Source organism: Phreatobacter sp. AB_2022a, assembly GCF_026847585.1.
Taxonomy (GTDB): domain Bacteria; phylum Pseudomonadota; class Alphaproteobacteria; order Rhizobiales; family Phreatobacteraceae; genus Phreatobacter.
The window spans coordinates 55757-78164 of the sequence record NZ_JAPSET010000026.1 but is presented as its reverse complement, the minus strand read 5'-3'; the positions used below and the strand labels follow the sequence as shown (position 1 = coordinate 78164).

At 68.9% G+C, this 22408-nt stretch carries 22 protein-coding genes; 7 read left to right on the top strand and 15 right to left on the bottom strand.

What is annotated here, in order from left to right:
* Window positions 1–227: 227 nt before the first annotated feature.
* The 3 genes from OZ671_RS19055 to OZ671_RS19045 form a co-directional block, all read right to left on the bottom strand.
* A complete protein-coding gene (locus OZ671_RS19055) occupies window positions 228–1541 on the bottom strand; it encodes an O-acetylhomoserine aminocarboxypropyltransferase/cysteine synthase family protein (RefSeq protein ID WP_268862212.1) in 1314 nt (437 codons plus the stop codon).
* Window positions 1542–1603: 62 nt separating this feature from the next.
* Complete coding sequence (locus OZ671_RS19050) at window positions 1604–1756, bottom strand: hypothetical protein (RefSeq protein WP_268862211.1); 153 nt, start codon at window positions 1754–1756, stop codon at window positions 1604–1606.
* 218 nt (window positions 1757–1974) lie between these two features.
* Window positions 1975–2637: a helix-turn-helix transcriptional regulator gene (locus OZ671_RS19045; protein ID WP_268862210.1), complete on the bottom strand. Its 663-nt coding sequence runs from the start codon at window positions 2635–2637 to the stop codon at window positions 1975–1977.
* Window positions 2638–2759: 122 nt separating this feature from the next.
* On the opposite strand from OZ671_RS19045, the gene OZ671_RS19040 reads away from it, so the two are divergent.
* A complete protein-coding gene (locus OZ671_RS19040; RefSeq protein ID WP_268862209.1) occupies window positions 2760–4199 on the top strand; it encodes an MFS transporter in 1440 nt (479 codons plus the stop codon).
* An 11-nt stretch (window positions 4200–4210) separates the two neighbouring features.
* Here the strand turns inward: OZ671_RS19040 and OZ671_RS19035 are convergent, their stop codons facing one another.
* The 4 genes from OZ671_RS19035 to OZ671_RS19020 are packed head-to-tail and all read right to left on the bottom strand — an operon-like array spanning window position 4211 to window position 9501.
* The gene (locus OZ671_RS19035) at window positions 4211–5257 is read right to left on the bottom strand and encodes a siderophore-interacting protein (RefSeq protein WP_268862208.1); all 1047 of its coding nucleotides are present in this window, start codon (window positions 5255–5257) and stop codon (window positions 4211–4213) included.
* 43 nt (window positions 5258–5300) lie between these two features.
* Window positions 5301–6416 carry an ABC transporter substrate-binding protein gene (locus tag OZ671_RS19030; protein WP_268862207.1) on the bottom strand — a complete coding sequence of 372 codons (1116 nt, stop codon included), beginning with the start codon at window positions 6414–6416 and terminating at the stop codon, window positions 5301–5303.
* Window positions 6413–7309: an alpha/beta hydrolase gene (locus OZ671_RS19025; RefSeq protein WP_268862206.1), complete on the bottom strand. Its 897-nt coding sequence runs from the start codon at window positions 7307–7309 to the stop codon at window positions 6413–6415. The genes OZ671_RS19030 and OZ671_RS19025 overlap by 4 nt, the downstream gene beginning before the upstream one ends.
* A 5-nt stretch (window positions 7310–7314) precedes the next feature.
* Window positions 7315–9501, bottom strand: coding sequence for a TonB-dependent siderophore receptor (locus OZ671_RS19020; protein WP_268862205.1), 2187 nt, complete (start codon window positions 9499–9501; stop codon window positions 7315–7317).
* A 287-nt stretch (window positions 9502–9788) separates the two neighbouring features.
* Between OZ671_RS19020 and OZ671_RS19015 the strand changes: the two genes are divergently transcribed.
* Entirely contained in the window at window positions 9789–10760 is a 972-nt protein-coding gene (locus OZ671_RS19015; RefSeq protein WP_268862204.1) for a helix-turn-helix domain-containing protein, read from the top strand.
* On the opposite strand, the gene OZ671_RS19010 is transcribed toward OZ671_RS19015, so the two are convergent.
* Entirely contained in the window at window positions 10711–11334 is a 624-nt protein-coding gene (locus OZ671_RS19010) for a TetR/AcrR family transcriptional regulator (protein ID WP_268862203.1), read from the bottom strand. The genes OZ671_RS19015 and OZ671_RS19010 overlap by 50 nt on opposite strands.
* A 93-nt stretch (window positions 11335–11427) precedes the next feature.
* On the opposite strand from OZ671_RS19010, the gene OZ671_RS19005 reads away from it, so the two are divergent.
* Window positions 11428–12336: an SDR family oxidoreductase gene (locus OZ671_RS19005; protein ID WP_268862202.1), complete on the top strand. Its 909-nt coding sequence runs from the start codon at window positions 11428–11430 to the stop codon at window positions 12334–12336.
* Window positions 12337–12344: 8 nt separating this feature from the next.
* Here the strand turns inward: OZ671_RS19005 and OZ671_RS19000 are convergent, their stop codons facing one another.
* The 3 genes from OZ671_RS19000 to OZ671_RS18990 all read right to left on the bottom strand — a co-directional run bounded on the left by OZ671_RS19000 (window position 12345) and on the right by OZ671_RS18990 (window position 14147).
* Window positions 12345–12764 carry a hypothetical protein gene (locus OZ671_RS19000; RefSeq protein WP_268862201.1) on the bottom strand — a complete coding sequence of 140 codons (420 nt, stop codon included), beginning with the start codon at window positions 12762–12764 and terminating at the stop codon, window positions 12345–12347.
* A 54-nt stretch (window positions 12765–12818) separates the two neighbouring features.
* Window positions 12819–13208 (bottom strand): cupin domain-containing protein, encoded by a 390-nt coding sequence (locus OZ671_RS18995; protein WP_268862200.1) that lies wholly within the window; start codon window positions 13206–13208, stop codon window positions 12819–12821.
* A gap of 87 nt (window positions 13209–13295) precedes the next feature.
* A complete protein-coding gene (locus tag OZ671_RS18990; RefSeq protein WP_268862199.1) occupies window positions 13296–14147 on the bottom strand; it encodes a LysR family transcriptional regulator in 852 nt (283 codons plus the stop codon).
* A 111-nt stretch (window positions 14148–14258) separates the two neighbouring features.
* Between OZ671_RS18990 and OZ671_RS18985 the strand changes: the two genes are divergently transcribed.
* Window positions 14259–14651 carry a tautomerase family protein gene (locus tag OZ671_RS18985; RefSeq protein ID WP_268862198.1) on the top strand — a complete coding sequence of 131 codons (393 nt, stop codon included), beginning with the start codon at window positions 14259–14261 and terminating at the stop codon, window positions 14649–14651.
* A 171-nt stretch (window positions 14652–14822) separates the two neighbouring features.
* Here OZ671_RS18985 and hutU read toward each other — a convergent pair whose 3' ends face one another.
* The 4 genes from hutU to OZ671_RS18965 are packed head-to-tail and all read right to left on the bottom strand — an operon-like array spanning window position 14823 to window position 19531.
* The gene (hutU, locus tag OZ671_RS18980; RefSeq protein ID WP_268862197.1) at window positions 14823–16499 is read right to left on the bottom strand and encodes a urocanate hydratase; all 1677 of its coding nucleotides are present in this window, start codon (window positions 16497–16499) and stop codon (window positions 14823–14825) included.
* A 10-nt stretch (window positions 16500–16509) separates the two neighbouring features.
* Window positions 16510–17712, bottom strand: coding sequence for a CaiB/BaiF CoA transferase family protein (locus OZ671_RS18975; protein ID WP_268862196.1), 1203 nt, complete (start codon window positions 17710–17712; stop codon window positions 16510–16512).
* Window positions 17709–18707 carry an NADPH:quinone oxidoreductase family protein gene (locus OZ671_RS18970; protein ID WP_268862195.1) on the bottom strand — a complete coding sequence of 333 codons (999 nt, stop codon included), beginning with the start codon at window positions 18705–18707 and terminating at the stop codon, window positions 17709–17711. The genes OZ671_RS18975 and OZ671_RS18970 overlap by 4 nt, the downstream gene beginning before the upstream one ends.
* Entirely contained in the window at window positions 18704–19531 is an 828-nt protein-coding gene (locus OZ671_RS18965) for an IclR family transcriptional regulator (RefSeq protein ID WP_268862194.1), read from the bottom strand. The genes OZ671_RS18970 and OZ671_RS18965 overlap by 4 nt, the downstream gene beginning before the upstream one ends.
* A gap of 99 nt (window positions 19532–19630) precedes the next feature.
* Between OZ671_RS18965 and OZ671_RS18960 the strand changes: the two genes are divergently transcribed.
* The 3 genes from OZ671_RS18960 to OZ671_RS18950 all read left to right on the top strand — a co-directional run bounded on the left by OZ671_RS18960 (window position 19631) and on the right by OZ671_RS18950 (window position 22403).
* The gene (locus tag OZ671_RS18960; RefSeq protein WP_268862193.1) at window positions 19631–20623 is read left to right on the top strand and encodes an ABC transporter substrate-binding protein; all 993 of its coding nucleotides are present in this window, start codon (window positions 19631–19633) and stop codon (window positions 20621–20623) included.
* 86 nt (window positions 20624–20709) lie between these two features.
* Window positions 20710–21612 carry an ABC transporter permease gene (locus OZ671_RS18955; protein ID WP_268862192.1) on the top strand — a complete coding sequence of 301 codons (903 nt, stop codon included), beginning with the start codon at window positions 20710–20712 and terminating at the stop codon, window positions 21610–21612.
* Window positions 21609–22403, top strand: a complete 795-nt coding sequence (locus OZ671_RS18950; RefSeq protein ID WP_268862191.1) for an ABC transporter ATP-binding protein — start codon at window positions 21609–21611, stop codon at window positions 22401–22403. Before OZ671_RS18955 ends, OZ671_RS18950 begins: the two co-directional genes overlap by 4 nt.
* The last annotated feature ends 5 nt before the right edge of the window (window positions 22404–22408 follow it).

Sequence of the window (22408 nt, the reverse complement as noted above, 5' to 3'; positions counted from 1 at the left end):
TCCGGCCGCGACGTCCCCTAATACGGGGAAACTGACAAATATTCGACCTCCATAAGGCAGCGTTTGGGTTAATCGCCGGTGAAGGGAATCGAAGATTTTTTCGGCAAAAGTGGCGCGGGAGCCAAATGGACGGCTTCGGCTCGGCCGGTCACGGTCCAAAACGACGCCGCGCGGAGCCGGTGCGGCGGCTCCGCGCGGTCGGGGGGACGATGTTTCCGGCGCGGCGGTCAGGCGGCTTTGGCGCGCTCTCCCGCCGCGGCGAGGCCGCGTTCGAGGTCGGCCAGGATGTCGTCGATATGCTCGATGCCGACCGACAGCCGCACATAGCTGTCGGACACGCCGGAGGCGAGCTGCTCCTCGGGCGCGAGCTGGGAATGGGTGGTGGTCGCCGGGTGGATCGCCAGCGACCGCGCATCGCCGATATTGGCGACGTGATAGAGCAGTTCCAGCGCGTCGATGAAGCGCCGCCCGGCCTCGCGGCCGGCGGCCAGTTCGAAGCCGACGAGGCCGCCATAGCCGCCCTTGAGATAGCGGTCGGCGCGCTCGCGGGCGATGCCCTGCTGCTGGGAGGGATGGATGACCTTGGCGACCTCCGGCCGCCGGGCGAGCCAGTTCGCCACCTTCTCTGCATTGGCGGCATGGCGCTCGATGCGCAGGGCCAGGGTCTCGATGCCCTGCAAAGTGAGGAAGGCGTTGAACGGCGAGAGCGCCGCGCCGAGATCGCGCAGCAGGGTGGTGCGGGCCTTGACGATATAGGCGACCGGCCCGAGCGGCCTGGTCGCTTCGACCCAGACCGCGCCATGATAGCTCGGATCGGGCGTGTTCAGCGCCGGCTGGCGGGCGGGGATGTGGGCCCAGTCGAAATTGCCGCCGTCGACGATCAGGCCGCCGATCGAGGTGCCGTGGCCGCCGAGATATTTGGTGCTGGAATAGACGACGACGGCGGCGCCGTGGTCGAGCGGGCGGGCGATGAGCGGAGCGGCGGTGTTGTCGACGATCAGGGGTATGCCGAGATCGCGGCCGATGGCGGCAACCTCGGCGATGGGAAACACCGTGAGCTTCGGGTTGGGCAGCGTCTCGGCGTAATAGGCACGGGTGCGCTCGTCGGTCGCCCTGGCGAAGGCTTGCGGATCGGCCGGGTCGACGAAGCGCACCTCGATGCCCTGGTCCTTCAGCGTGTTGGCGAACAGGTTCCAGGTGCCGCCGTAGAGATCGGTCGAGGCGACGACATTGTCGCCGACCCGGGCGAGATTCTGGATCGCGATGGCCGATGCGGCCTGGCCGGAGGCGAGCGCCAGCGCGGCGACGCCGCCTTCGAGGGCGGCCACCCGCTTTTCCAGGACATCGGTCGTGGGGTTGCCGATGCGGGTATAGATGTTGCCGAGCTCCTTCAGGGCGAAGAGGTTGGCGGCATGCTCGGTGTCGCGGAACTGATAGGAGGTCGTCTGATAGATCGGCACGGCGACCGAGCCGGTGGCCTCGTCGGCGCGCCAGCCGGCGTGCAGGGCCAGGGTTTCGGGCTTGAAGGAACGCTCCGACATGGATCTCTCTCGCTCGCTGTGATGGGGATCTGGGAGGCGCGGGGCGCGGCGGCCCGCCGCCGTCAGTTGGACGCCCGGACGAGCGGGCGCAGGGTCGGCTCGGTCGAGACGGTTGCCGATTGGCGCATCATGGTCGCGGTATAGAGCACCAGTCCAAAGGCCCCGACGGTCAGGACGATGTCGATCGACCGGCGCAATCTGCGTTTGGCATGCATTGGTGTCTCCTCGGCCGTCATTGACCTTTCGCCAAGGCCTCAGGCACTTGCGAGAAGCAAGCCAACACCATGTCCTGCAATGATTTCAACGGGGGGTCTTGAGAAAAGAACGTGGTTTCCCGGCGTGGAAACACTGTGGATGCGCGTTCTTTTGACACCCGTCGGGAGGAGAACAGGCATGCGGCGGCGTTCGCGCCGCGCTCGTCCCGATCCGGGGGCTATCGGGGCAGGATGCGATAGGCGCAGCGGCGCGCGCCGTGCACGATGTGCTCGGTGCGCTCCACCCGACAGTCCGGCCCGAGCATGGCGCGGAAGATCGCAAGCTCCGCGCGGCAGAAGCCCTGGCAGGCGGTCGCCGCCGCGCAGATGGGGCAATGGTTCTCGACGAACAGCCAGCCCTCGCCGTCGTCGGCCCTGCGCCACTCGGCCATGTAGCCTTCGCGGCTGCGGATCTCGGCAAGCCCGGCCAGGCGGGCTTCGATGCCGGTCCGGCCGTCGAGCTCGGCCTGATAGGCGGCACGCATGTCGCTCTCGCGGGCCGCGATCAGCCGGTCCAGCGCATCGGCGCCAAGCACGTCGCGCACCGATTTGACCAGGCTGACCGTCAGCTCCGCATGCGTGTCGGGAAAGCGTGCGTGGCCACGGTCGGTCAGGCGCCAGAACTGCGCGGGCCGGCCGACACCGCGCACCACCGATTCGGTTTCCACCAGTCCGTCGGTCGCGAGCTTGACGAGCTGCTGGCGCGCGTTCTCGCCCGTCGATCCGAGCGCCGCGCCGAGATCGGCGGCGGTCTGGGGCCCGCGCGTTTTCAGATGCAGCAGGATCCGGTCGGCGACCGGCCGCTTCGACGATGCCGTGTTTTCCAAGTCGATGGTTGACATATTCTCCGGTGGCCGATATTCAAAGTTATCGCTTGTTATATATCGCGCCGGGGATCGAGCGCAATCCGACGAGCCCGAGCGGCGCGGCCGAGGGCCGACAGCGGCCAGACGAAGGTTTTCCCATGCAGGACCGGCCCGAAGGCTGGGGAGCGCTGCTCTCCGGCGGCAATGGTATCCGTTCGCTGGCGCTTGCCGGCGGGGTCGCTCTGCACGCGGTCAACGTGTTCATCGCCACGACGATCCTGCCCTCCGTGGTCGCTGATATTGGCGGGCTCGACTATTACGCCTGGAGCACGACCCTCTTCGTTGCCGCCTCGATCGTCGGCGCAGCCCTGTCGGCGCGGCTGCTGCTGGGGCTCGGGCCACGCGGCGCCTATGGCGCGGCCGCGCTCATTTTTGGCCTCGGCAGCATGGCCTGCGCGCTTGCCCCGGCCATGCCGGCCTTGCTCGCCGGCCGCATCGTCCAGGGGCTCGGCGGCGGTTTCCTGTTCGCCTTGTCCTACGCCATGATCCGCATCGTCTTCGCGCCGTCGCTCTGGCCGCGCGGCATGGCGCTGGTCTCCGGCATGTGGGGCGTGGCGACGCTGATCGGCCCGGCGGTCGGCGGCATCTTCGCAGAACTCGGCGCATGGCGCCTCGCCTTCTGGTCGGTCGTTCCGGTCACCGCGCTGTTCGCACTGATGGCCGTCATCGTCCTGCCGAAGCGGGAGGCGGCCGGGGGTGCCCGGCCCGGCCTGCCGTTGCTTCAGCTGGGGCTGCTGACCCTCGCGATCCTCGCCATCTCGCTCGGCAGCATTCGGCCGGGCCTCACCTGGACGGCGGCCGGCCTGATCGCCGCGATCCTGCTGCTCGGCCTGATCGCGGCCGTCGAGCGGCGCACGGCGAGCCGGCTGCTTCCGCAGGGCGCCTTCAGCCTCGCGACACCGCTCGGCCTTGCCTTCGCCTCGATCACGCTGCTCACCGTCGCGGTGACCGGCGCGGAGGTCTTCGTGCCGCTGTTCCTGCAGGTGCTGCACGGCCAGCCGCCGCTGGCGGCGGGCTATCTCGCCGCCGCCATGGCCGGCGGCTGGACGAGCGGATCGATCGCGAGTTCGGGCATTGCGCCGCGCGCCGTCGCCCGCGCCACGATCGTCTCGCCGATGGTCACCTTCGCGGGCATGGCGCTGCTGGCGCTGCTCATGCCGCGGGCCGCCGGCGGCTGGCCGTTCACGGCCTGTCTCGTGCTCGGGCTCGCCCTCGCCGGTCTCGGGGTCGGCTATGGCTGGCCCCACCTCCTGACGCGCGTCCTGAAAGTGGCGCCGGCGGCCGAGCAGGATCTGGCCTCGGCCTCGATCACGACGGTCCAGCTCTTCGCCTCGGCGCTCGGCGCGGCGCTGGCGGGCATGATCGTCAATCTGGCCGGCCTGACCAGCCCCGGCGGCGTCGCCGGCACCGCCTCGGCGGCTTTCTGGCTGTTTGCGGTGCTCGCGCTGGCGCCGCTGGCCGCCGTTCTGGTGGCGTTGCGCGGCGCCCGGCTCGCGCAGGGCGCCGTGGGCCTCGTCGCGCGCCCGGCGGACAGGTGAGGCGCGCGCCGTCAGTCGTGACCGCGCCGCCAGTAGCTGACGACGAGCTGCTGGTCGCCTGAAAGCCCCAGCGTGTCGCGGACATGGCTGCGCAGGCGCTTGAAGTCGTCGAACTCGACCGCCGCCCAGACGCGGACGCTGCCCCCGGCCGGCAAGGCCACGGCGCGCACCTGGTCGATCAGCGCCGGCGGGTTCGCGGCGCGCAGGCGCCAGTCGACGCGGATGCCGGGCGGATGCCGCAGGTCCTGCCGCTCGCCGGCATCGGCCACCTCGATGATGGCGATGCCGCAGGCTTCTGCGGGGAGGCTTTCCAGCATGCGCGCGACCGCCGGCAGGCCGGTCTCGTCGGCAATGAAGAAGTGCCAGTCGGCGGCCATCAGGCCCCGGCCGCCGGGCCCGGCCATGCCGATCCGCTGGCCGGGCCTCGCCCCGCTCGCAAAGGCGCTGCCGGGGCCGGGCGTGTCGTCGTGCAGGACGAAGTCGATGGCGAAGCTGCCGGTCGCCACATCGATCGAGCGGATGGTGTATTTGCGCTCGACCGGCCGTGCCGCACCCTCGGGCCAGCCCGGCATGCCGTTGGGGCCGAGCCTGGGCACCGGCATGGCTTCGCCCGGCGCCGGGAAGGTCAGCCGCACATGCATGTTGCCGATATCGGCGAAGCGGGCGAGGTCCTCGCCGGAGAAATGGAGGCGCCGCATGTGGGGCGTCACGTCCTCGACCGCCGTCACCGTGATCTCGCGGTAGTTCGGCGGCCGGACGACGTCGCTGCCATCGCCGGACCAGACGATGGCGGGGGCTTCGCCCTCGGCGAATTCGAGCAGATGGCTGGTCAGCGCGAAACGGGCGGTCAGGAGCCCCTCGAGATCGGCGGCCTCCGCCCGCAGTTCCAGGTCGGACCCGGCGACGCTGAGCGCGACCTGGCCGAACGGGAAGGCGATGCCGCGCCGGTCCGGCTCCGGCGGCAGCGGCGTGCCGTGCTCGGCAAGGTGGTCCGAGACCGCCTCCATCAGCCGGCGCGGATCGGCGACCGGCACGTTCGCGACTGCAGTCAATGTCATGGTCGGGTTCTCTCTGGATCGGAGCGGGCGGACGACGCGCGGCTCAAGGCGGCGGCGCGCCGAGCCACCAGGTGCCGGTCACCGGCACGGTGAGGAAGCGGCGGTTCATCTCGTCGAAGCTCCGCTGCGGGTCGATATCGGCGAAACGTTCGGGGTGCAGCCACTTGGCCAGAACCTCGATGCCGACGACATGCAGCGGCGTGTCGTTGAAGAGGTGGTGGAAGCCATAGGCGCGGCCGCGCTGGACCGCGCCGACGGCGGCAATGCCGGGAATGGCCAGCAGGCGCTCGAAGCTCTCGCGGCTGCGCTGCTCGTCGACGCCCGGGCCGAGCACCAGGCCGTTGGTCGCGGCAAGATGCAGGCCGCCGGTCGCGACGAAGACGTCGGGATTGCTGGCGATGACCTTTTCGATGCTGACCTGGCCGTTGACGCCGGGCACGAGGCTCGCGCCCAGATTGATGCCGCCGGCGGCCTCGATCATGTCGTTGAAGGTCGCGCGGCCGGGCGTGAAGCAGCAGTCGCGGCCGTCGGCATGGGCGAGCATGAACAGCGTCGGCCGCGGCAGGCCGGCGACCCGCTCCCTGACGCGGGCGAGATGCTGCTCATAGAAGGCGATCAGCTCCTCGGCCTCGCGGCCATGGCCGGTCAGCCGGCCGAGGGCCCGGAGGCTCGGCACGGTATCGACGAGCGGTCGGACGTAGAAGTCGAGCACGGCCACCTTGAGCCCGGCCGCTTCGAGCTTGTCGATCATGTCGGCCGAGGTCGGCGTCGCCGTCCGCGCGCCGATGACGAGGCGGCTGAGCACGACGAGATCGGGCTGCAGCGCGATGATCCGTTCGAGCGAGGTGGTCGGCGCCGTGCCCTCGCCGACGACCGGGATCGCCGACACGGCCGGAAAGGCCTTCTGATAGAGTGCATAGGCCGCCGGATCCTGGCGGCGGAAGTCGCCGCCCCAGCCGGCGACGATGCTGGTGGGGTCGCGCATGAGGAAGGCGAGCGTGCTGACCTGCCGGCCCTGGACGAGCACGATCCGGCGAGCCGGTGCGGCGAGGCTCACGGTGCGGCCGAGAATGTCGGTCGCCGTCACCGGTTCGGCCCGCACCGCCGCCGGCGACAGGATCAGCACAAGGGCGAGGGCGAGAATGCGCGGCAGGGTCATGACGGCTCCCGCAGGTCGAGGCTGAAGGCGAGGGCGATGGCCCGGCTGAGGGCCGCCGGCACGACCGATCCATGGTTCTCGCCGTCGAACAGGTGGAAACCGGCGTCGAAACCTTCCGACCTGAGGCGGACAGCAAAGGCCTCCGCATTGGCGATCATGCGGTTGCGCCGAAGCCAGAGAGGATAGGCGGGCAGGCGTTCGGCGATCCCGGGGCGTGGCGTCTCCTCGAGGCCGCCGGCGCTGATCCTGACACGGACGCGCGGGCGCGAAGCAGGCCGCGGCCGGGCTGCGAGCCGTTCAGGCAGAAGGTTCTCGCCCCACCAGAGCGACGGGCTGGAGGCAATGTAGGTGCCGAAGGCTTCGGGCGTCTCCACGAGCGTGTCGAGAACGAACAGGCCGCCGAAGGAATGGCCGAACAGCGCCTGGCGCCGGGGGTCGATCGGCAGGCGCGCGGCGACGGCCTCCCGCACGTCCTCGACCAGAAAGCGGCGGAAGGCGCGCGCGCCGCCGCTCGGCGGCCAGGCTTCGCCATTCGGCCTAAGGCCGAGCCGGCCGTCGGGAACCTCGGGCGTATAGTCGCGGGTGCGGCGCACGAGATCGATCGTCGCCTCGCCCGGATAGGCGAGGCCGACGACGAGACCGGGCCCGACGCCCGTCGAGGCGGGCTGCCGGCTCTGCGCACGCATGCTGTCGACGGCCGTGCCGAAATCGGCATTGCCGTCGAGCAGATACAGAACCGGATAGCCGTCGGCCGGCGGCGGCGTGTCGGGCCAGGCGAGCAGCACCTCATGGCGGCCCGACGGGCCGGCGAGCGGCAGAACCGCGCTCGCGGCGATGGCGACCCTGCCGGTCCCGGCCGGCTGCGGCAGAAGCGAGGCAGGGCTGCCGGACACGGCGGTCACCAGCGATAGGTCAGGCCGGCGGTGACCGTCCGCCGCAGGCCATAGGCGCATTGCATGGCCGCGAAACAGCCGGAGACGAATTCGCGGTCGAACAGGTTGTGGGCGTTGACCTGCAGCGACAGGCCCTTGAGCTCGGGCCGGCTGCGGCCGAAATCGTAGGACAGCATGGCGTCGACCACGGCATAGGCCGGCACGGAGAGCGTGTTGGCGGCATCGCCGGCGGTCGCGCTGGTGTAACGTATGCCCGCGCCGAAGCTGAGCCCGTTCAGCACGCCGTCGAGCACGGCATATTTGGCCCAGAGCGAGGCCGTGTGCTCGGGCACGGTGACGGGACGCTTGCCGAGGCTCGCCAGATTGGTCGTGCGGGTGATGCGCGCGTCGGTATAGGCGTAGGAGGCGATCACCTGGAGGTTCTCGGTGATCTCGCCGCGTGCCTCGAGCTCGATGCCGCGCACGCGGACTTCGCCGATCTGCAGGTTGAAGCCGATATGGGCCGGGTCCGGCGTCAGCACGTTCTGACGCGTCAGGTCGAAGAAGGCGGCCTGGACGAGGCCGCGCCAGCCGTCCGGCTGATATTTGACGCCGACCTCGTACTGGCGCCCGGTCGAGGGCCTGAACGGTTCGCCCGCAAAGGTCATGCCGCCGGTCGGCTCGAACGAGGTTGCGATGCTGGCATAGGGTGCGATGCCGTTGTCGAAGCGGTAGAGCACCGCGGCGCGGCCGGTGGTCGCGGTGTCGGACTGGACCGTGCGCTGGCCGGTCGCGCGCGGCGTCAGCGTGTTCTGCGCCGTGTCGAAGCGGCCGCCGACGACGAAGATCCAGCGGTCGAGCTTGATCTGGTCTTGGGCGTAGAAGCCGAGCTGGCGCTGGTACTGGTCGGTCCAGTCGAGACGCGGCATGGCGATCGCCTGCCCGTAGAAGGGGTTGAGGTAGTTGATCGGCGGCGCCGTGCCGACACCGTAGCCGGTGTCGGAGATGCCCTGCTGGTAGTCGGTGCCGAACAGCAGGGTGTGGCTGAGCGCGCCGGTCGAAAAGCGCGCCTCGGCCTGGCTGTCGACGGCGAGCGAGCGCAGGCGCTCCTGGGAATAGACCGAGCGACGGTTGAAGGTGCTGCCGACGACGGAAGCGATCGAGGAGGTGCCGAAGGTCTGCGCGGCATCGACGTAGCGCAGGTTCTGGCGCACCGACCAGACATCGTTGAACCGGTGCTCGAAGGCATAGCCGATCGATGCGAGATGCCGGCTGTAGCGCTCGTAGCTCGGTTCTCCGGCGAAGAACGAGGTGCGGATGCGGCCGAAGACCGGGCTCGGGGTCACCGTGCCGAGCGCCGGCAGCAGGCCGTAGAAGCCGCCGTCGGGATCGTACTGATATTTGCCGAACACGGTCAGGGAGGTGTCGGCGGTCGGTCGCCAGGTGAAGGAGGGCGCGAGATAGATGCGCTGCTCGTGGGTGTGGTGGACCTGCGTGTCGGCATCGCGATAGAGGCCGGTCAGGCGATAGAGGAAGCGGCCTTCGGGATCGGCCGGACCCGACAGGTCGAAACCGATCTGCTTGCGCGCCTGCGTGCCGAACTGCAGGTTGATCTCGCGGTAGGGCTCGGCGGTCGGGCGCTTGCTGACGAGATTGACGAGGCCGCCCGGATTGATCTGGCCGTAGAGCACCGAGGCCGGACCGCGCACCACCTCGATGCGCTCCAGGCCATAGGGTTCGATGGTCGGCACGAGGTAGTTGATGCCGCGCGCAACCCTCAGGCCGTCGAGGAAATTGACGTAGTTGGCGTCGGTGCCGCCGCCGCCGAAGCCGCGCAGCACGATGCTGTCGTAGCGTCCGGACGTCGGGCGCACCTCGGGCACCACGCCCGGCGTGTAGCGCAGGGCGCCGGAGACGGTCGAGACACTCTGGTCTTCCATCTGCGCCCGCGGCACGACGCTGATGAATTGCGGGGTTTCGATGAGCGGCGTGTCGGTCTTGGTGCCGCTGGCGCTCTGGCGCGCGACATAACCCTGGACCGGCCCGTTCGCCCGCTCGGCTTGGCCTTCGACGGTGATCGTCGGCAGGGTCGTCACCTCCTCCGCGCGGGCGGAGCCTGCGTTCAGCGCGGCGGCGCTGACGGCGGCGAGCAGGGTGGCGTGAAGGCGATGGCGAGCCTGGACGGAAAGAAGCGGGCTGGAAGTCGATGCCATGAAGTCCTCGGCCGGCGCGGAAACCGGGGCCGTCGGCCCCGCGGCCGCATTCCTATCGCTCGAGCCGGGCTCTTGCCATGAACATCAGTTTTGCGCAATCGCCATTCTATTTTGTGAAAGATGAAGATGGCGGTATTCGCTCCGGATTCTTACATTGGAATGAGTTTAATCTAGTAATTGCTCAGTCTCGATTTTTGGATATTGGTCTGCTATCGTGATCGTGACGTTCTGTATTCTAAAGTCGTTCTAGGGTGATGCAGCAGCAACAAGCAGAGAGGCCGATCCGCGTGGCCGACCTGGTGGGCGGCGGCCGGTCGAAGGTATCGAACATCCGGCTCGTCCAGCCGGCCGGGTCCGAGGACGACGTCGTCATGCGCGGCCGCATCGCGCAGGTCCGGCTGCGCGAAGGCCTGTTCCTGCATTGGACCGACGCGATCGAAATGCAGGACCTCGCCTTTCAGTCGGTCCAGTCGCCCGGCATCACCGCCGTGCTGTTCCTGAGCGGCGGCGCGGATGTCGTCATCGGCGACCGCGATGTCGGCTTCGGCACGCACGACGCGGAGCGCGCCGGTTCGGATCTCAAAGGCGTTGTCTATTCGCAGGCGCATGTCGACGGCTTCACCCGGCACACGGCCCGTGGCGAGCGGGTGCGCAAGGTGGTCGTGACGATGCAGCCCGAATGGCTCGCGACCGGGGGCTTGAGCGAGATCCCGGGCTACGGAGCCGTCGACGGCTTCCTCAAGCGCTCGGGCGAGATGATCGGCTGGAAGCCGAGCGCCCGCCTGATCCGCGCCGTCGAGCAGATCCTCAATCCGGTGCCCTACGGGCCCGGCCTCCTGCCGCTCTATCTGGAGAGCCGCGCCGTCGAGATCGCTGCCGAGAGCCTGGAGGCGATCACGCGCGAACACCTGCCCGCCGAGCGGCGGGGCATGGGCGCGCGCGACCACCAGCGGCTCGCCCGGATCATGGACTATGTCGAGGCGCATATCGACCAGCCGCTCGAACTGACGGCGATCGCGCGCGATGTCGGGCTCAGCGTCAACACGCTGCAGCGCCTGTTCCGCGCCGCGCACGACACCACCGTGCTGAACTATGTCCGGGCGCGCAAGCTCGACCGCGCCCACGATGCGCTCAGGCGGGACGGCATATCGGTGGCCGAAGCGGCCTTCATCGCCGGCTATTCCAACGCGGCGAACTTCGTCACCGCGTTCAAGCGCGCCTTTGGCGGGACGCCGGGCGAGGCGCGTCGCCGCCGCTGAGGCGATCGGCCGGCGGGGCGGTGAGAGCCGCAACGAAGCGCCGAAGGCCGTCCTCGACGGCGGTGGTGACGTCGGTGTCCGGCTCGAAGGCCCACCAGAGCAATGAGCCCTGCCATTGCGAGGCCATCATCAGGCCGATGCCCGAAGGTGCCGAGGGCTCGCACGCGAAACGGGCGTCCAGCGCGGCCGCGAGTGCCGCCTTCCAGGCAGCGCCGCGCGCGCGCAGCACCGGGTCACGGAAATCCTCGCGCAGCACCAGGAGCCCCTCGGCATAGGCGTCGATGCCGCCATAGTCGGCGGACAGTGCGACCAGCATGGCAATGGCCCCCTCAGGGGTGCGCGGCAGGGTGGCGCCGAGACGAGCCGTCCGGGCGTCGAGGTGATCCCAGGCCGCGTGAAGTGCGCGGCGCTTCAACTCGTCCTTGCTGCCGAAACGCTGCACGAGGGTCGCCGCCGACAGGCCCGAGGCCTTGGCGAGCGCGGCGAAGGTCAACGCCTCCGGACCGTCGGTGTGGATCAGTTTCAGCGCGGCCTCCAGCACATCGCTGTCGGGGAGTGTCTTGGGGCGGGGCAACTTGACATCCATTTATAACCGAATGATCATTTATATATTATCCCGGCGCGGCAGAAAAGACCGCTCGCGCCGATCCGGCATGCGGAGACGATCATGAAGCTGGAAGGAAAGGTGGCGCTGGTCGCCGGCGCCACGCGCGGCGCCGGCCGCGGCATTGCGGTCGAGCTCGGCGCGGCCGGGGCGACCGTCTATGTCACCGGCCGGTCGACACGCGGCAATCCATCCGAATATGCCCGCGCCGAGACGATCGAGGAGACGGCGGCGCTCGTCACGGCCGCTGGCGGCAAGGGCATGGCGGTCCGCGTCGATCACCTCGTCAGCGCGGAGGTCGCGGCGCTGGTGGCGCGCATCCGCCGCGAAGCGGGCCGGCTCGATATTCTGGTCAACGACATCTGGGGCGGCGAAAAGCTGTTCGAATGGAACAAGCCGGTCTGGGACCACGATCTCGACAATGGCCTGCGCCTCTTGCGGCTCGGCATCGATACGCATCTGATCACCGCCCATCACGCGCTGCCTCTGCTGATCGAGCAACCCGGCGGGCTGCTCGTCGAGGTGACAGACGGCACGGCCGACTACAACCGCGACCACTATCGGCTGTCGCCCTTCTATGACCTTGCCAAGGTCGCCGTGAACCGCATGGCCTGGGCTCATGCCAAGGACCTTGCCGGCCATGGCGCGACCGCCCTCTCGCTGACGCCCGGCTGGCTGAGGTCGGAAATGATGCTGGAGGCCTTCGGCGTCACCGAGGAGAACTGGCGCGAGGCGACGGCGAAGGTGCCGCATTTCGTCATCTCGGAGACGCCGCGCTTCGTCGGGCGCGCGGTCGCGGCGCTGGCCGCCGATCCCGACCGCGCGCGCTGGAACGGCCAGTCGCTGTCGAGCGGCGGCCTCGCCCAGGTCTATGGCTTCACCGATCTCGACGGCTCGCGTCCGGATGCCTGGCGCTATCTGGTCGAGGTCGAAGAAACCGGCAGGGCCGCCGATGCGACGGGCTACCGGTAGGGGCGGGTTCAGGCGGGCGGCTTGCGCAGCCAGCCTTCGTAGGTGAGCCAGAGACCGATCAGGACGAGGCCGGCGAAGCCGGCCCGCACGAGAGAGGTCGCGCCGGCGGTATCGCCCACCGCCCGCTCGAACAGGTCGGGGAAGGCGAGCAGGGCAAAGCCGCGCAGCGCCAGGAACCAGCCGAACAGCGAAATCAGGATGGCCGACGCGCCCGACCAATATTGATGGAAGGCGATGATCAGGAGGCCGCAGAACAGCAGCAGGGCACCGGTGATCCAGACGATGATCGGCGTCTGGAAGAAACCTGCAGCCATGGCGCCGAGATCGGGCGCGCGCACGGCGATGATCGCCGGCACGATGGCGAGCCAGGGCCCGATGACACGGGCAAAGGCGCGGGTGCGGGCGGCAGCTTCGGGCGAGGTCGGCATGGCAGGCGCTCCGTCGGAATGAGCCGGCGCGGCATGTCGGCGGCAGACGAGGCTTCAGGCCCCGTCCGGCACATAGCGGCGTGCGATCTCGTCGCGGTCGGCATAGCTCGCCTCGAAGATCGGGGCGGCGAGGGTGGCGCGGACATGCAGGATGTCCCGGCCGACATTCCGGAAGCTGTGGCGCGCGCCGGCAGGAATGAGCACGGACTGATCGGCACCGACGGTGACGGTGGCATCGCGCACGGTGATCTCGGCGGTGCCGGCGATGATTTCGAGCACCTCCTCGACCGCATGGAGGTGAACCGGCGCACCGAGGCCGGGGTCGCAATATTGCTCGAAAATGCAGAGCTGGCGGGCGCCGACGGTCGCCGATACGCGCATCCGCGTCATCACCCCGTCACGCCACGTGTCGAGCGGCTGTTTTGCGTGATCGATGACCTTCATGGCGCGTCTTTCCGTCCCTGCCGCCGATCGCAGCCGGCCGCGCCGAGAGTGCGGAAGTTTCCCGGTCTCGTCCAGCGGGCGGCGTTTTCATCCGGCGCTGGCCCGGACCGCGGCGGAAAGGTTGCGCAGGGCGCGCCGGGCCCGGGCATCGGTCAGGCTCGTATGCAGCACCACCGAACGCGTCGGCAGGGGCGGCAAGCCGAGCTCCGGCCCCCTGTCGACCGCTCCTGCCGGCGCGACGCGGCGGCCGAGCGCGGCAATGGCGAGGCCGGCCGCGACAGCGGCGCCGATCGTCAGGATGCCGCCGCCGACAAAAACCTCGGTCCAGGCAATGCCGGCGCCATCGAGCGCCCCGACCGCCATGCCGCGCACGCTGCAATTGTCGGCCTGGGTTGCAAGCCGCAGCGGTTCGCCCGGGCGCTGTTCGAAGTCGGGCATCGCCATCCAGCCGAAGACCTCGTCGACAAGGGGTTCCCCGTCGAGCCGCCGGCTGTCGCTGTCGAGCACGACCGCCGCGTCGATCAGACCGCTGTCGAGGTCGTCGAGCAGTTCGCGCGAGGTGTTGATGCGCAGTTCCAGGATGAGGCCGGGCTCGGCCGCGCTCATGCGCTTGAGCAGCACGGGAAGTTCGGCACCGACGACATGGTGGCTGAGGCCGACGACGAGGCGCCGCCGCTCGCCGGCGAACGATGCCATCGCGCCCTCGTGCGCGGCGACGAGGTCGCGGGCAGGCTTCAGGAACAGGTCGCCATCGGCGGAAAGGCGCACCTGGCGGGGCGTGCGCTCCAGGAGCCGGCGGCCGAGCCCGTCTTCCAGGCGCTTGATCTTCAGGCTGACGGCGGACTGCGTCATCGCCAGGGCCTCGGCCGCGCGCGTGAAGCTCTTCAGTTCGGCGGTCAGCACGAAGGCCTGCACGGCCTCGACATCGAGGGCTTTCATCGCTCCAGCCATTCAATAGTGAAATCACTGAAACAAGAATGCATGGGATTTTGAAATGATCAAGGTCGGCCTATTGTCGCTCCATCGAGCCACGAGACAGAGGAGCCGGCCATGCCGCTCGCACGCATATCGCTTCGCCGGGGCAAGTCGTCCGCCCACCGCAAGGCCATTCTCGACGGCGTCTATGCCGCGCTCAGGGAGACCTTCGACGTGCCCGAAAACGATCGCTTCATGACGATCGACGAATATGACAAGGGCAATTTCAGCTACGACCCCTATTATCTCGGCATCGCCCGCAGCGACGATCTCGTCATCATCCAGCTGACGGTCAGCAATACCCGCACGCTCGCCCAGAAGAAGGCGCTCTACCGCGCCATCGTCGCGCAGCTGGCGCTCGATCCGGGGCTGCGGCCGCAGGACGTCTTCATCAACCTCGTCGAGGTCAAGCCGGAGAACTGGTCGTTCGGCGACGGCCTTGCCCAATATGTGCAAGACGAGGCATGAGGGCGGCCGGCGCCGCGCGAAACGTCCGGCGGGCGGCCGTCAGGCGAGAGCGACGGGTTGCCCGACCATCGTGTTTTCCTGATGATCGCCGGCGGGCGTCGGCCCCCGCCAGACGCAAGGAGAAGGCGCGCGGGCCGATTCGACGGCCGCAGCGGCCGATCCCCGCCCGCCTCACGCCGCCCGTGTCGCCGCGAGGCTCGGCATGTCGAGGCCATGCCTGACGGCGCAGGCGATCGCCTCGTCATAGCCGGCATCGGCATGGCGCATGACGCCGGTCGCAGGGTCGTTCCAGAGGATGCGGCCGATCTTTTCGCGCGCCTCCGGCGTGCCGTCGGCGATCAGCGCGATGCCCGAATGCTGGGAGTAGCCCATGCCGACGCCGCCGCCGTGGTGGAACGAGACCCAGGTGGCGCCGCAGGCGGAATTCAGCAGGGCGTTGAGGATCGGCCAGTCGGAGACCGCGTCCGAGCCGTCGAGCATGCCTTCGGTCTCGCGCATGGGCGAGGCCACGGACCCCGAATCCATGTGGTCGCGGCCGATGACGACGGGCGCCTTCAATTCGCCGCGCGCCACCATGTCGTTGAAGGCGAGGCCGACGCGGTGGCGGTCGCCGAGGCCGAGCCAGCAGATGCGCGAGGGCAGGCCCTGGAACTTGATGTGCGAACGGGCCTTCATCAGCCACTGGTGCAGGAAGGGATCGTCGGGGATCAGCTCCAGCACTTTCGCGTCGGTCTTGTAGATGTCTTCCGGATCGCCCGAGAGCGCCACCCAGCGGAACGGCCCCTTGCCGACGCAGAACAGCGGCCGGACATAGGCCTCGACGAAGCCTGGATAGTCGAAGGCATTGGCGACGCCCTTCTCCTTCGCCATGGCGCGGATATTGTTGCCGTAGTCGATGGTGATCGCGCCCTTGGCCTTGAAGGCGAGGATGGCGCGCACCTGCTCGGCCATCGCTTCCTTCGCCGCCTCGGCGGTGCCTTCCGGGTCGCGCTCCTGGCGCTCGGTCCATTGTTCCAGCGTCCAGCCGAGCGGCAGGTAGCCGTGGGCGGGATCATGGGCCGAGGTCTGGTCGGTGACGACGTCGGGCACGAGGCCGCGGTCGAGCACCTGCTTGAAGACCTCGGCCGCGTTGCCGAGGAGGCCGACCGAGACCGGCTTGCCGGTCCTTTTCGCCTCGTCGATCATCGCCAGCGCCTCGTCGAGGGTCGCCGCCGAACGGTCGAGATAGCCGGTGCGCTTGCGGAACTCGATGCGGCTCGGCTGGCACTCGACCACGATGATCGAAGCTCCGGCCATGGTGGCGGCGAGCGGCTGGGCACCGCCCATGCCGCCGAGGCCGGCGGTCAGGAACCAGCGGCCGGCGAGGCTGCCGCCGAAATGCCGGCGGCCGATTTCCGAAAAGGTCTCGAACGTGCCCTGCACGATGCCCTGGCTGCCGATATAGATCCAGGACCCCGCGGTCATCTGGCCGTACATCATCAGGCCCTTGCGATCGAGCGCGTTGAAATGTTCCCAGGTCGACCATTTCGGCACCAGATTGCCGTTGGCGATGATCACCCGCGGCGCGCCGGCATGGGTCGGGAAGACGCCGACCGGCTTGCCCGACTGGACGAGCAGCGTCTGGTTCTGATCGAGCCGCTTCAGCACGTGGACGATGCGGTCGAAGGCGTCCCAGCTGCGGGCGGCCCGGCCGATGCCGCCATAGACCACGAGGTCGCCGGGGCGTTCCGCCACGTCGGGATCGAGATTGTTCATGAGGAGGCGCAGCGGACCTTCGGTCTGCCAGCTTCCGGTGACCAGTTCGGGGCCGCGCGGGGCGCGGATGATGCGATCGTTCTGGCGCAGCATGGTCGGTCTTTCAGATGATCTTCGCCGCCTTGAGGCCGGCAATTCGGGTGTCGTCGAGGCCGAGTTCGTCGCGCAGAACCTGCTCGGTGTCCTCGCCGAGGGTTGGCGCGCGCATCGGGCCAGGTGCCGGCGCGCCGGCGAAGCGGACCGGCTGCGGCGCGAACTGGATGTCGCCGAGCTTGGCATTGGTGCCGGGCACCAGGAGGCCGCGCGCGCCGACATGATCGCTGGCGAGCACGTCGTCCAGGGTCCAGACCGGAGCCGCTGGCACGTCGGCGGCGCGCAGCCGCTCGAGCGCCTCGTCCTGGGTGAGGCCGGCGGCCCAGCCGGCGAGGATGGCGCGCAGTTCGGCTTCATGGACGTTGCGGTCGCGATTGGTCTTGAAGCGCGGATCGGCGCTGAGTTCGGGCTGGCCGATCGCTTCGAAGATGCGCTTCACGATCGCTTCGGAAAAGCCGACGAGCACGATGTCGCCGGTCTTCGTCGCAAAGCTGTCGACGGGATAGGTCTCCGGGTGCCGGTTGCCGACGCGCCGTGTCGGCTGATCGGTGAACAGGCGCCGCGACAGATTGGTCAGCAGCATGGAGAAGACCGAATCGAGCATGGCCACTTCCAGGCGCCGGCCGATGCCGGTGCGCTCGCGGTCATAGAGCGCGGCGGCGATGCCCCAGGCGGCGAACATGCCGGTGGTGATGTCGGCGACGCTTTCGCCGACCGCGGTCGCCCGGCCGCCGGCCTCGCCGGTCACGCTCATCAGGCCGCTCATCGCTTGGATCACCAGGTCGAAGGCCGGCAGGTCGGCGAGCGGACCCTCCTGGCCGAAGCCGGAGATCGAGGCATAGATCAGCTTCGGATTGTCCGCCTGCAGCACCTCGTGGCCGAGGCCGAGGCGTTCCATCACGCCGGGGCGGAAATTCTCGACGAGAATGTCGGCCTGGCGCGCGAGGTCGCGGACGAGCGCGATGCCGTCAGGCGATTTCATGTTGATGGTGATGCTGCGCTTGCCCCGGTTGAGCAGGGCGAAGTAGGTGCTCTCGCCGTTGACATGCGGCGCGAAATGCCGGCCCTCGTCGCCGAAGCCGGGCATTTCGACCTTGATCACCTCGGCGCCGAGATCGGCGAGCATGGCGGTGCAGAACGGACCGGACATGACGCGGGTGAGGTCGAGCACGCGCTGGCCGGCAAGCAGCCCCTTGGGCAGGGACGGGATCATGGCGCTGTCTCCTCGACGAGGTTGAGGACGAGCTTGCCCGCGCTGCCGCGGCCGGCAAGGCACTTGAGCGCGTCAGGCAAGGCATCGAAGGCGAAGGTCCCGCCGATATGCGGGCGGATCGCGCCGCTGCCGAGCATGCCAGCGAGGCGTCCGGCGACGCGCGCCAGCATGGCGCCGTCATGGTCGTGGTTCCAGTAGACGCCAACCGCCGTCGCCCGCTTCAGCAGGAGATGGTTGGCGCGGATCTGCGGAATGTCGCCCGAGGCGAAGCCGACGATCATGAGGCGGCCCTCCCAGGCGAGCACGCGCATCGCCTCGCGGGTCGCTTCGCCGCCGACCGGGTCGACGATGACGTCGGCGCCACGGCCGCCGGTGAGCGCCTTGACCTCGGCGCCCCAGCCCTCGCGGCGGTAGTCGATCGCCTCATGCGCGCCGTGGCGGCGGGCGAGGGCGCATTTGTCGTCGCCGCCGGCCGCCGCGATGACGCGCGCGCCCAGATCGCGGGCGATCTCGACGGCGGCGAGGCCGACACCGCCGGCGGCGGCGAGCACGAGCACCGTCTCGCCCGGCTTGACGGCGGTGCTTTCGGTCAGGGCCACCATGGCGGTCGTGTAGACGACGGGCAGCGCGGTGGCCGTTGCGGTGGCGACCCCGTCGGGCACGCGGATCGCCATGTCGCCGCGCACTGCCGCATATTCGGCAAAGCCGCCCCAGAGGACCTTGCTGGCGACCCGGTCGCCAGGCGCGAGACCGCTGTCGGGCCCGGCCGCGACCACCGTGCCGCCGAGCTCCTGGCCCGGCGTGAACGGCCGCGGCGGGCGCACCTGATAGCGGTCGTCGATCATCAGCAGATCGGAAAAGTTCAGCGCCGCACTCTCGACCCGGACCAGCGCTTCGCCGGCTCCGAATTCGGGCCGCGGCACCGTGACGAGCGCGAGATTGTCAAGTCCCGGCGTGGTCGAGCGCCAGGCGCGCATGGTGGCCGAAGTCATCATTCTCCCCCCTTGGCGTCGCCCGCGACGCGCGCTGCGCTGCGCCGGCCGACATCGACGAGGAGCTTTGCGTAGGCATCGATCCTGGCCTGGTCCATCCGCTGGATCGGCGCGGCGATGGCGATTGATCCGAGCGGTTGCCGTCGGGGCGTCAGCACTGGCACGGCGATGCCGACGACGCCCGGATAGGTTTCCTCGTAGGTGACGACGAAGCCGGCCGCGCGCACTTCCTCGATCTGCCGGCGCAGGGCGTCGGCGCTCATCGTCGTCGCCGGATTGACCCCGGTCAGGTCGCCGCGGAGGATGCTGTCGATCTGCTGCTGCGCGAGAAAGGCCAGCACTGCCTTGGCGGTCGCGCCGGAATGCAGCGGATAGGCGGTGCCGATATTTTCGAACACGCGCAGGCCACCCTGCCGGCTCGGGATCTGGGCGAGGCAGACGACGCTCGCATGGATCTCGTCGTAGCCCGTGAGGATCACCGTTTCGGCCGTCGCCTGGGCGAGGTCTTCCAGAAGGCTCTGGCACAGGCCCACCAGGTCGAACTGGAGTTGCGCCCGGCGGCCGAGATCGATGGCGGCGAAGCCGAGCGTATAGCGCCCGCGCTGCTCCATCAGATAGCCGGCGGCCGACAGGAAACGGACCAGCCGGCCGAGTGTCGAGCGCGCGAGCTTGGTCTCGCGCGCCAGGTCCGCCTGGGTCCAGTTCGGTCGCTCTTCCGTGAACAGGTCGAGGATCTGGAGGGCTTTCTTGAGGAGGCCTACCCCCGCGGCGCCGGCCGCGGCGGAGGATCCATCTTCAGTCTCGATATTGACAGGTGCTTTGCTCATTGCTCATATCATGAGCATCGCGCTCACATATTGGCAACAAGAAAAATAACCAGAGCCGGTGAGCATGGCCTCAAGAGATCACCGAGGCGGGAGGAAGAGATGAGCGAATTCATGGTGGACGCGCGGATGCGCGTCGGTCTCATGGCCTGGGCGCTGACCGGCTTCGCCGGGCGGGCGGCACAGGCGGCGCCGAAGCGCGTGATGATCTCGACGATCGTCGAGGTGCCGCAACTGATCGAGACCAAGGACGGCGTCATCCAGGGGCTCGCGGAGCGCGGCTTCGTCGACGGCCGGGACATCAAGGTCGAATATCTCACCGCCAACGGCAATGCGTCGACCCAGCAGCAGATCGCCCGCAAGTTCGTCGGCGACGGCGCCGACCTGATCGTCGCCATCACGACGCCGACCGCGCAGGCGATGATCAGCGCGACCTCGTCGATCCCGATCGTCTTCGCCGCGGTGACCGATCCGATCAAGGCGAAGCTCATCGCCCGCTTCAATGCGCCGGGCGGCAACATTACCGGCGTGTCGGACGCGCCGCCGCTCACCGCCCAGCTCGCCCTGTTCCGCGAGATCCTGCCGAACCTGAAGAAGCTCGGCTTCGTCTACAATCCGGGGCTCGACAGCTCGAATGCGACGCTCGAGCACCTGCGCGCCGAGGGCGCCAAGCTCGGCGTCACCGTCACCGAGGCGGCCGCACCCACGACCAACGAGGTCATTCCGGCGACCCGCAAGCTGGTCGGTTCGGTCGACGCGATCTATGTGCCGAACGATACCACCGTCGTCGCCGCGCTCGAGACGGTGGTGAAGATCGGCCAGGAGACGCGCATCCCGGTCTTTGCCGGCGAGACCCGCGCGGTCGACCGCGGTGCCCTCGCTTCCGTCGGTCTCGATTATGTCGAGGTCGGCAAGGCCGCCGGCCGGATGGCCGCGGCCATCCTCGGCGGCGCGAAGCCGGGTGATGTCGATGCGGTCGTCGCCTACCAGACCATGCCGAACCTGGTCGTCGTGGTGAACCGGCGCGCCGCCCAGGCGATGGGCGTCACCTTGCCCGAAGCGGTGCTGCGCAAGGCGACCCGGACGGTCGGCTGACCCGATGCGAGGGCGGCCGGCGCTGCCTGCCGCCGCGGCCGCGATCCTCGCCGCCGGCCATTCCCGTGACGAAAGACGAACTGCTCATGTCGCTTTATGAACTTCTCGGCACAGTCGAGGTCGGACTGATCTTCGGCCTGGTCGCGCTCGGCGCCTTCATCACCTTCAAGATCCTGGACTTTCCCGATCTGACGGTCGAGGGCAGCTTTCCGCTCGGCGCAGCCGTCGTCGCCGTGCTGATCGTCAATTTCGGCTGGAATCCGTGGGTCGCGACACTGGTCGCCGCCGCCGCCGGGTTCTGCGCCGGCTTCGTCACGGCCTATCTCAATGTGCGCTTCAACATCCTGCACATCCTCTCGGGCATCCTGATCTCGATCTCGCTCTATTCGATCAATCTCAGGATCATGGGCGGACCGAACAAGCCGCTGCTCGGCGCGAACACCATCTTCTCGGTGGCGCAGGGCTTCGGCCTGCCGCCCTATGTGCTGACCCCGCTGCTGGTCGGAGCGATCGTCGGCGCGCTGAAGCTCACGCTCGACCTGTTCCTGAGGACCGGCATCGGCATGAACATGCGGGCGGCCGGCGCCAATCCCGCCATGGCGGCGGCCAATGGCGTCAATGTCGGCCGCATGAAGCTTCTGGGGCTCGGCATGGCCAACGGCCTCACCGCGCTTGCCGGGGCCATGTTCGCGCAGAGCTTCGGCGCTGCCGACGCCTATATGGGCATCGGCGTCATCATCATCGGCCTCGCCTCGGTCATCGTCGGCATGTCGCTGCTGCCGGTGCGGTCCATGGCGCAGGCGACGCTCGCCTGCCTTGTCGGCGCGCTGCTTTACCGCTTCGCGGTCGCCTTCTCGCTGAATGCTGAATTCCTCGGCCTCAAGGCCTCGGACGTGCAGTTCGTCACAGCCGTCCTCGTCGTCGTGACGCTGATCAGCCAGGGGTCGCGGGCCGGCGTGAGCCGCCTCATCCGGAGGAAGGCAGCATGATCGACGTCAGCGACATCAGCGTTACTTTCGGCAAGGGCACGCCGCTCGAATCGACCGCGCTGCGCGGGGTCAGCCTCGCCGTGCCGCAAGGCCAGTTCCTCGCCATCATCGGCACCAACGGCGCGGGCAAGTCGACCTTCCTCAATGCGATCGCCGGTCTTGTCAGGCCGGATCGCGGTTCGGTGTCGGTCGACGGCAACAACGTGACCGACTGGCCGATCTACCGGCGCTCGCGGCTGATCTCGCGGGTGTTCCAGGATCCCAAGATGGGCACCTGCGAGGATCTCACCATCCTCGAAAACTTCGCGCTCGCCCATGGCCGCACGCATCCGCGCGGCTTCCGTCTCGCCATCGACAATACGATCCGCAAGGACGCGCGCGAGCGGCTGGCGCTGCTCAAGCTCGGCCTCGAAAACCGGCTCGACGACAAGGTCAGCCTCCTCTCCGGCGGCCAGCGCCAGGCGGTAAGCCTGCTGATGGCGACATCGGGTGAGACGCGCGTGCTGCTGCTCGACGAGCACACCGCGGCGCTCGACCCGAAGACCGCCGATTTCGTGATGGAGCTGACGCGCAAGATCGTGGCCGAGCTGCGCCTGACCTCGGTCATGGTGACCCATTCGATGGCGCAGGCGCTGCACTATGGCGACCGCACCGTGATGTTCCACCGCGGCCAGGTGATCTTTGACGCCGCAGGCGCCGAGCGCGCCGCCATGCAGGTCTCCGACCTTCTCGCGCTGTTCAAGCGCGACCAGGGCGAGGAGCTGAGCGACGACGCGCTGCTGCTGGGCTGAAGGAA

Coding starts and splice junctions, on each gene's coding strand:
- OZ671_RS18950 (WP_268862191.1), top strand. CDS start 21,609: ATGATCGACGTCAGCGACATCAGCGTTACTTTCGGCAAGGGCACGCCG.
- OZ671_RS18960 (WP_268862193.1), top strand. CDS start 19,631: ATGAGCGAATTCATGGTGGACGCGCGGATGCGCGTCGGTCTCATGGCC.
- OZ671_RS19000 (WP_268862201.1), bottom strand. CDS start 12,764: ATGCCGACCTCGCCCGAAGCTGCCGCCCGCACCCGCGCCTTTGCCCGT.
- OZ671_RS18990 (WP_268862199.1), bottom strand. CDS start 14,147: ATGAAAGCCCTCGATGTCGAGGCCGTGCAGGCCTTCGTGCTGACCGCC.
- OZ671_RS18995 (WP_268862200.1), bottom strand. CDS start 13,208: ATGAAGGTCATCGATCACGCAAAACAGCCGCTCGACACGTGGCGTGAC.
- OZ671_RS19035 (WP_268862208.1), bottom strand. CDS start 5,257: ATGACATTGACTGCAGTCGCGAACGTGCCGGTCGCCGATCCGCGCCGG.
- OZ671_RS19040 (WP_268862209.1), top strand. CDS start 2,760: ATGCAGGACCGGCCCGAAGGCTGGGGAGCGCTGCTCTCCGGCGGCAAT.
- OZ671_RS19050 (WP_268862211.1), bottom strand. CDS start 1,756: ATGCATGCCAAACGCAGATTGCGCCGGTCGATCGACATCGTCCTGACC.
- OZ671_RS19005 (WP_268862202.1), top strand. CDS start 11,428: ATGAAGCTGGAAGGAAAGGTGGCGCTGGTCGCCGGCGCCACGCGCGGC.
- OZ671_RS19030 (WP_268862207.1), bottom strand. CDS start 6,416: ATGACCCTGCCGCGCATTCTCGCCCTCGCCCTTGTGCTGATCCTGTCG.
- hutU (WP_268862197.1), bottom strand. CDS start 16,499: ATGCTGCGCCAGAACGATCGCATCATCCGCGCCCCGCGCGGCCCCGAA.
- OZ671_RS18970 (WP_268862195.1), bottom strand. CDS start 18,707: ATGATGACTTCGGCCACCATGCGCGCCTGGCGCTCGACCACGCCGGGA.
- OZ671_RS18965 (WP_268862194.1), bottom strand. CDS start 19,531: ATGAGCAAAGCACCTGTCAATATCGAGACTGAAGATGGATCCTCCGCC.
- OZ671_RS18955 (WP_268862192.1), top strand. CDS start 20,710: ATGTCGCTTTATGAACTTCTCGGCACAGTCGAGGTCGGACTGATCTTC.
- OZ671_RS19055 (WP_268862212.1), bottom strand. CDS start 1,541: ATGTCGGAGCGTTCCTTCAAGCCCGAAACCCTGGCCCTGCACGCCGGC.
- OZ671_RS18985 (WP_268862198.1), top strand. CDS start 14,259: ATGCCGCTCGCACGCATATCGCTTCGCCGGGGCAAGTCGTCCGCCCAC.
- OZ671_RS19045 (WP_268862210.1), bottom strand. CDS start 2,637: ATGTCAACCATCGACTTGGAAAACACGGCATCGTCGAAGCGGCCGGTC.
- OZ671_RS18975 (WP_268862196.1), bottom strand. CDS start 17,712: ATGATCCCGTCCCTGCCCAAGGGGCTGCTTGCCGGCCAGCGCGTGCTC.
- OZ671_RS19020 (WP_268862205.1), bottom strand. CDS start 9,501: ATGGCATCGACTTCCAGCCCGCTTCTTTCCGTCCAGGCTCGCCATCGC.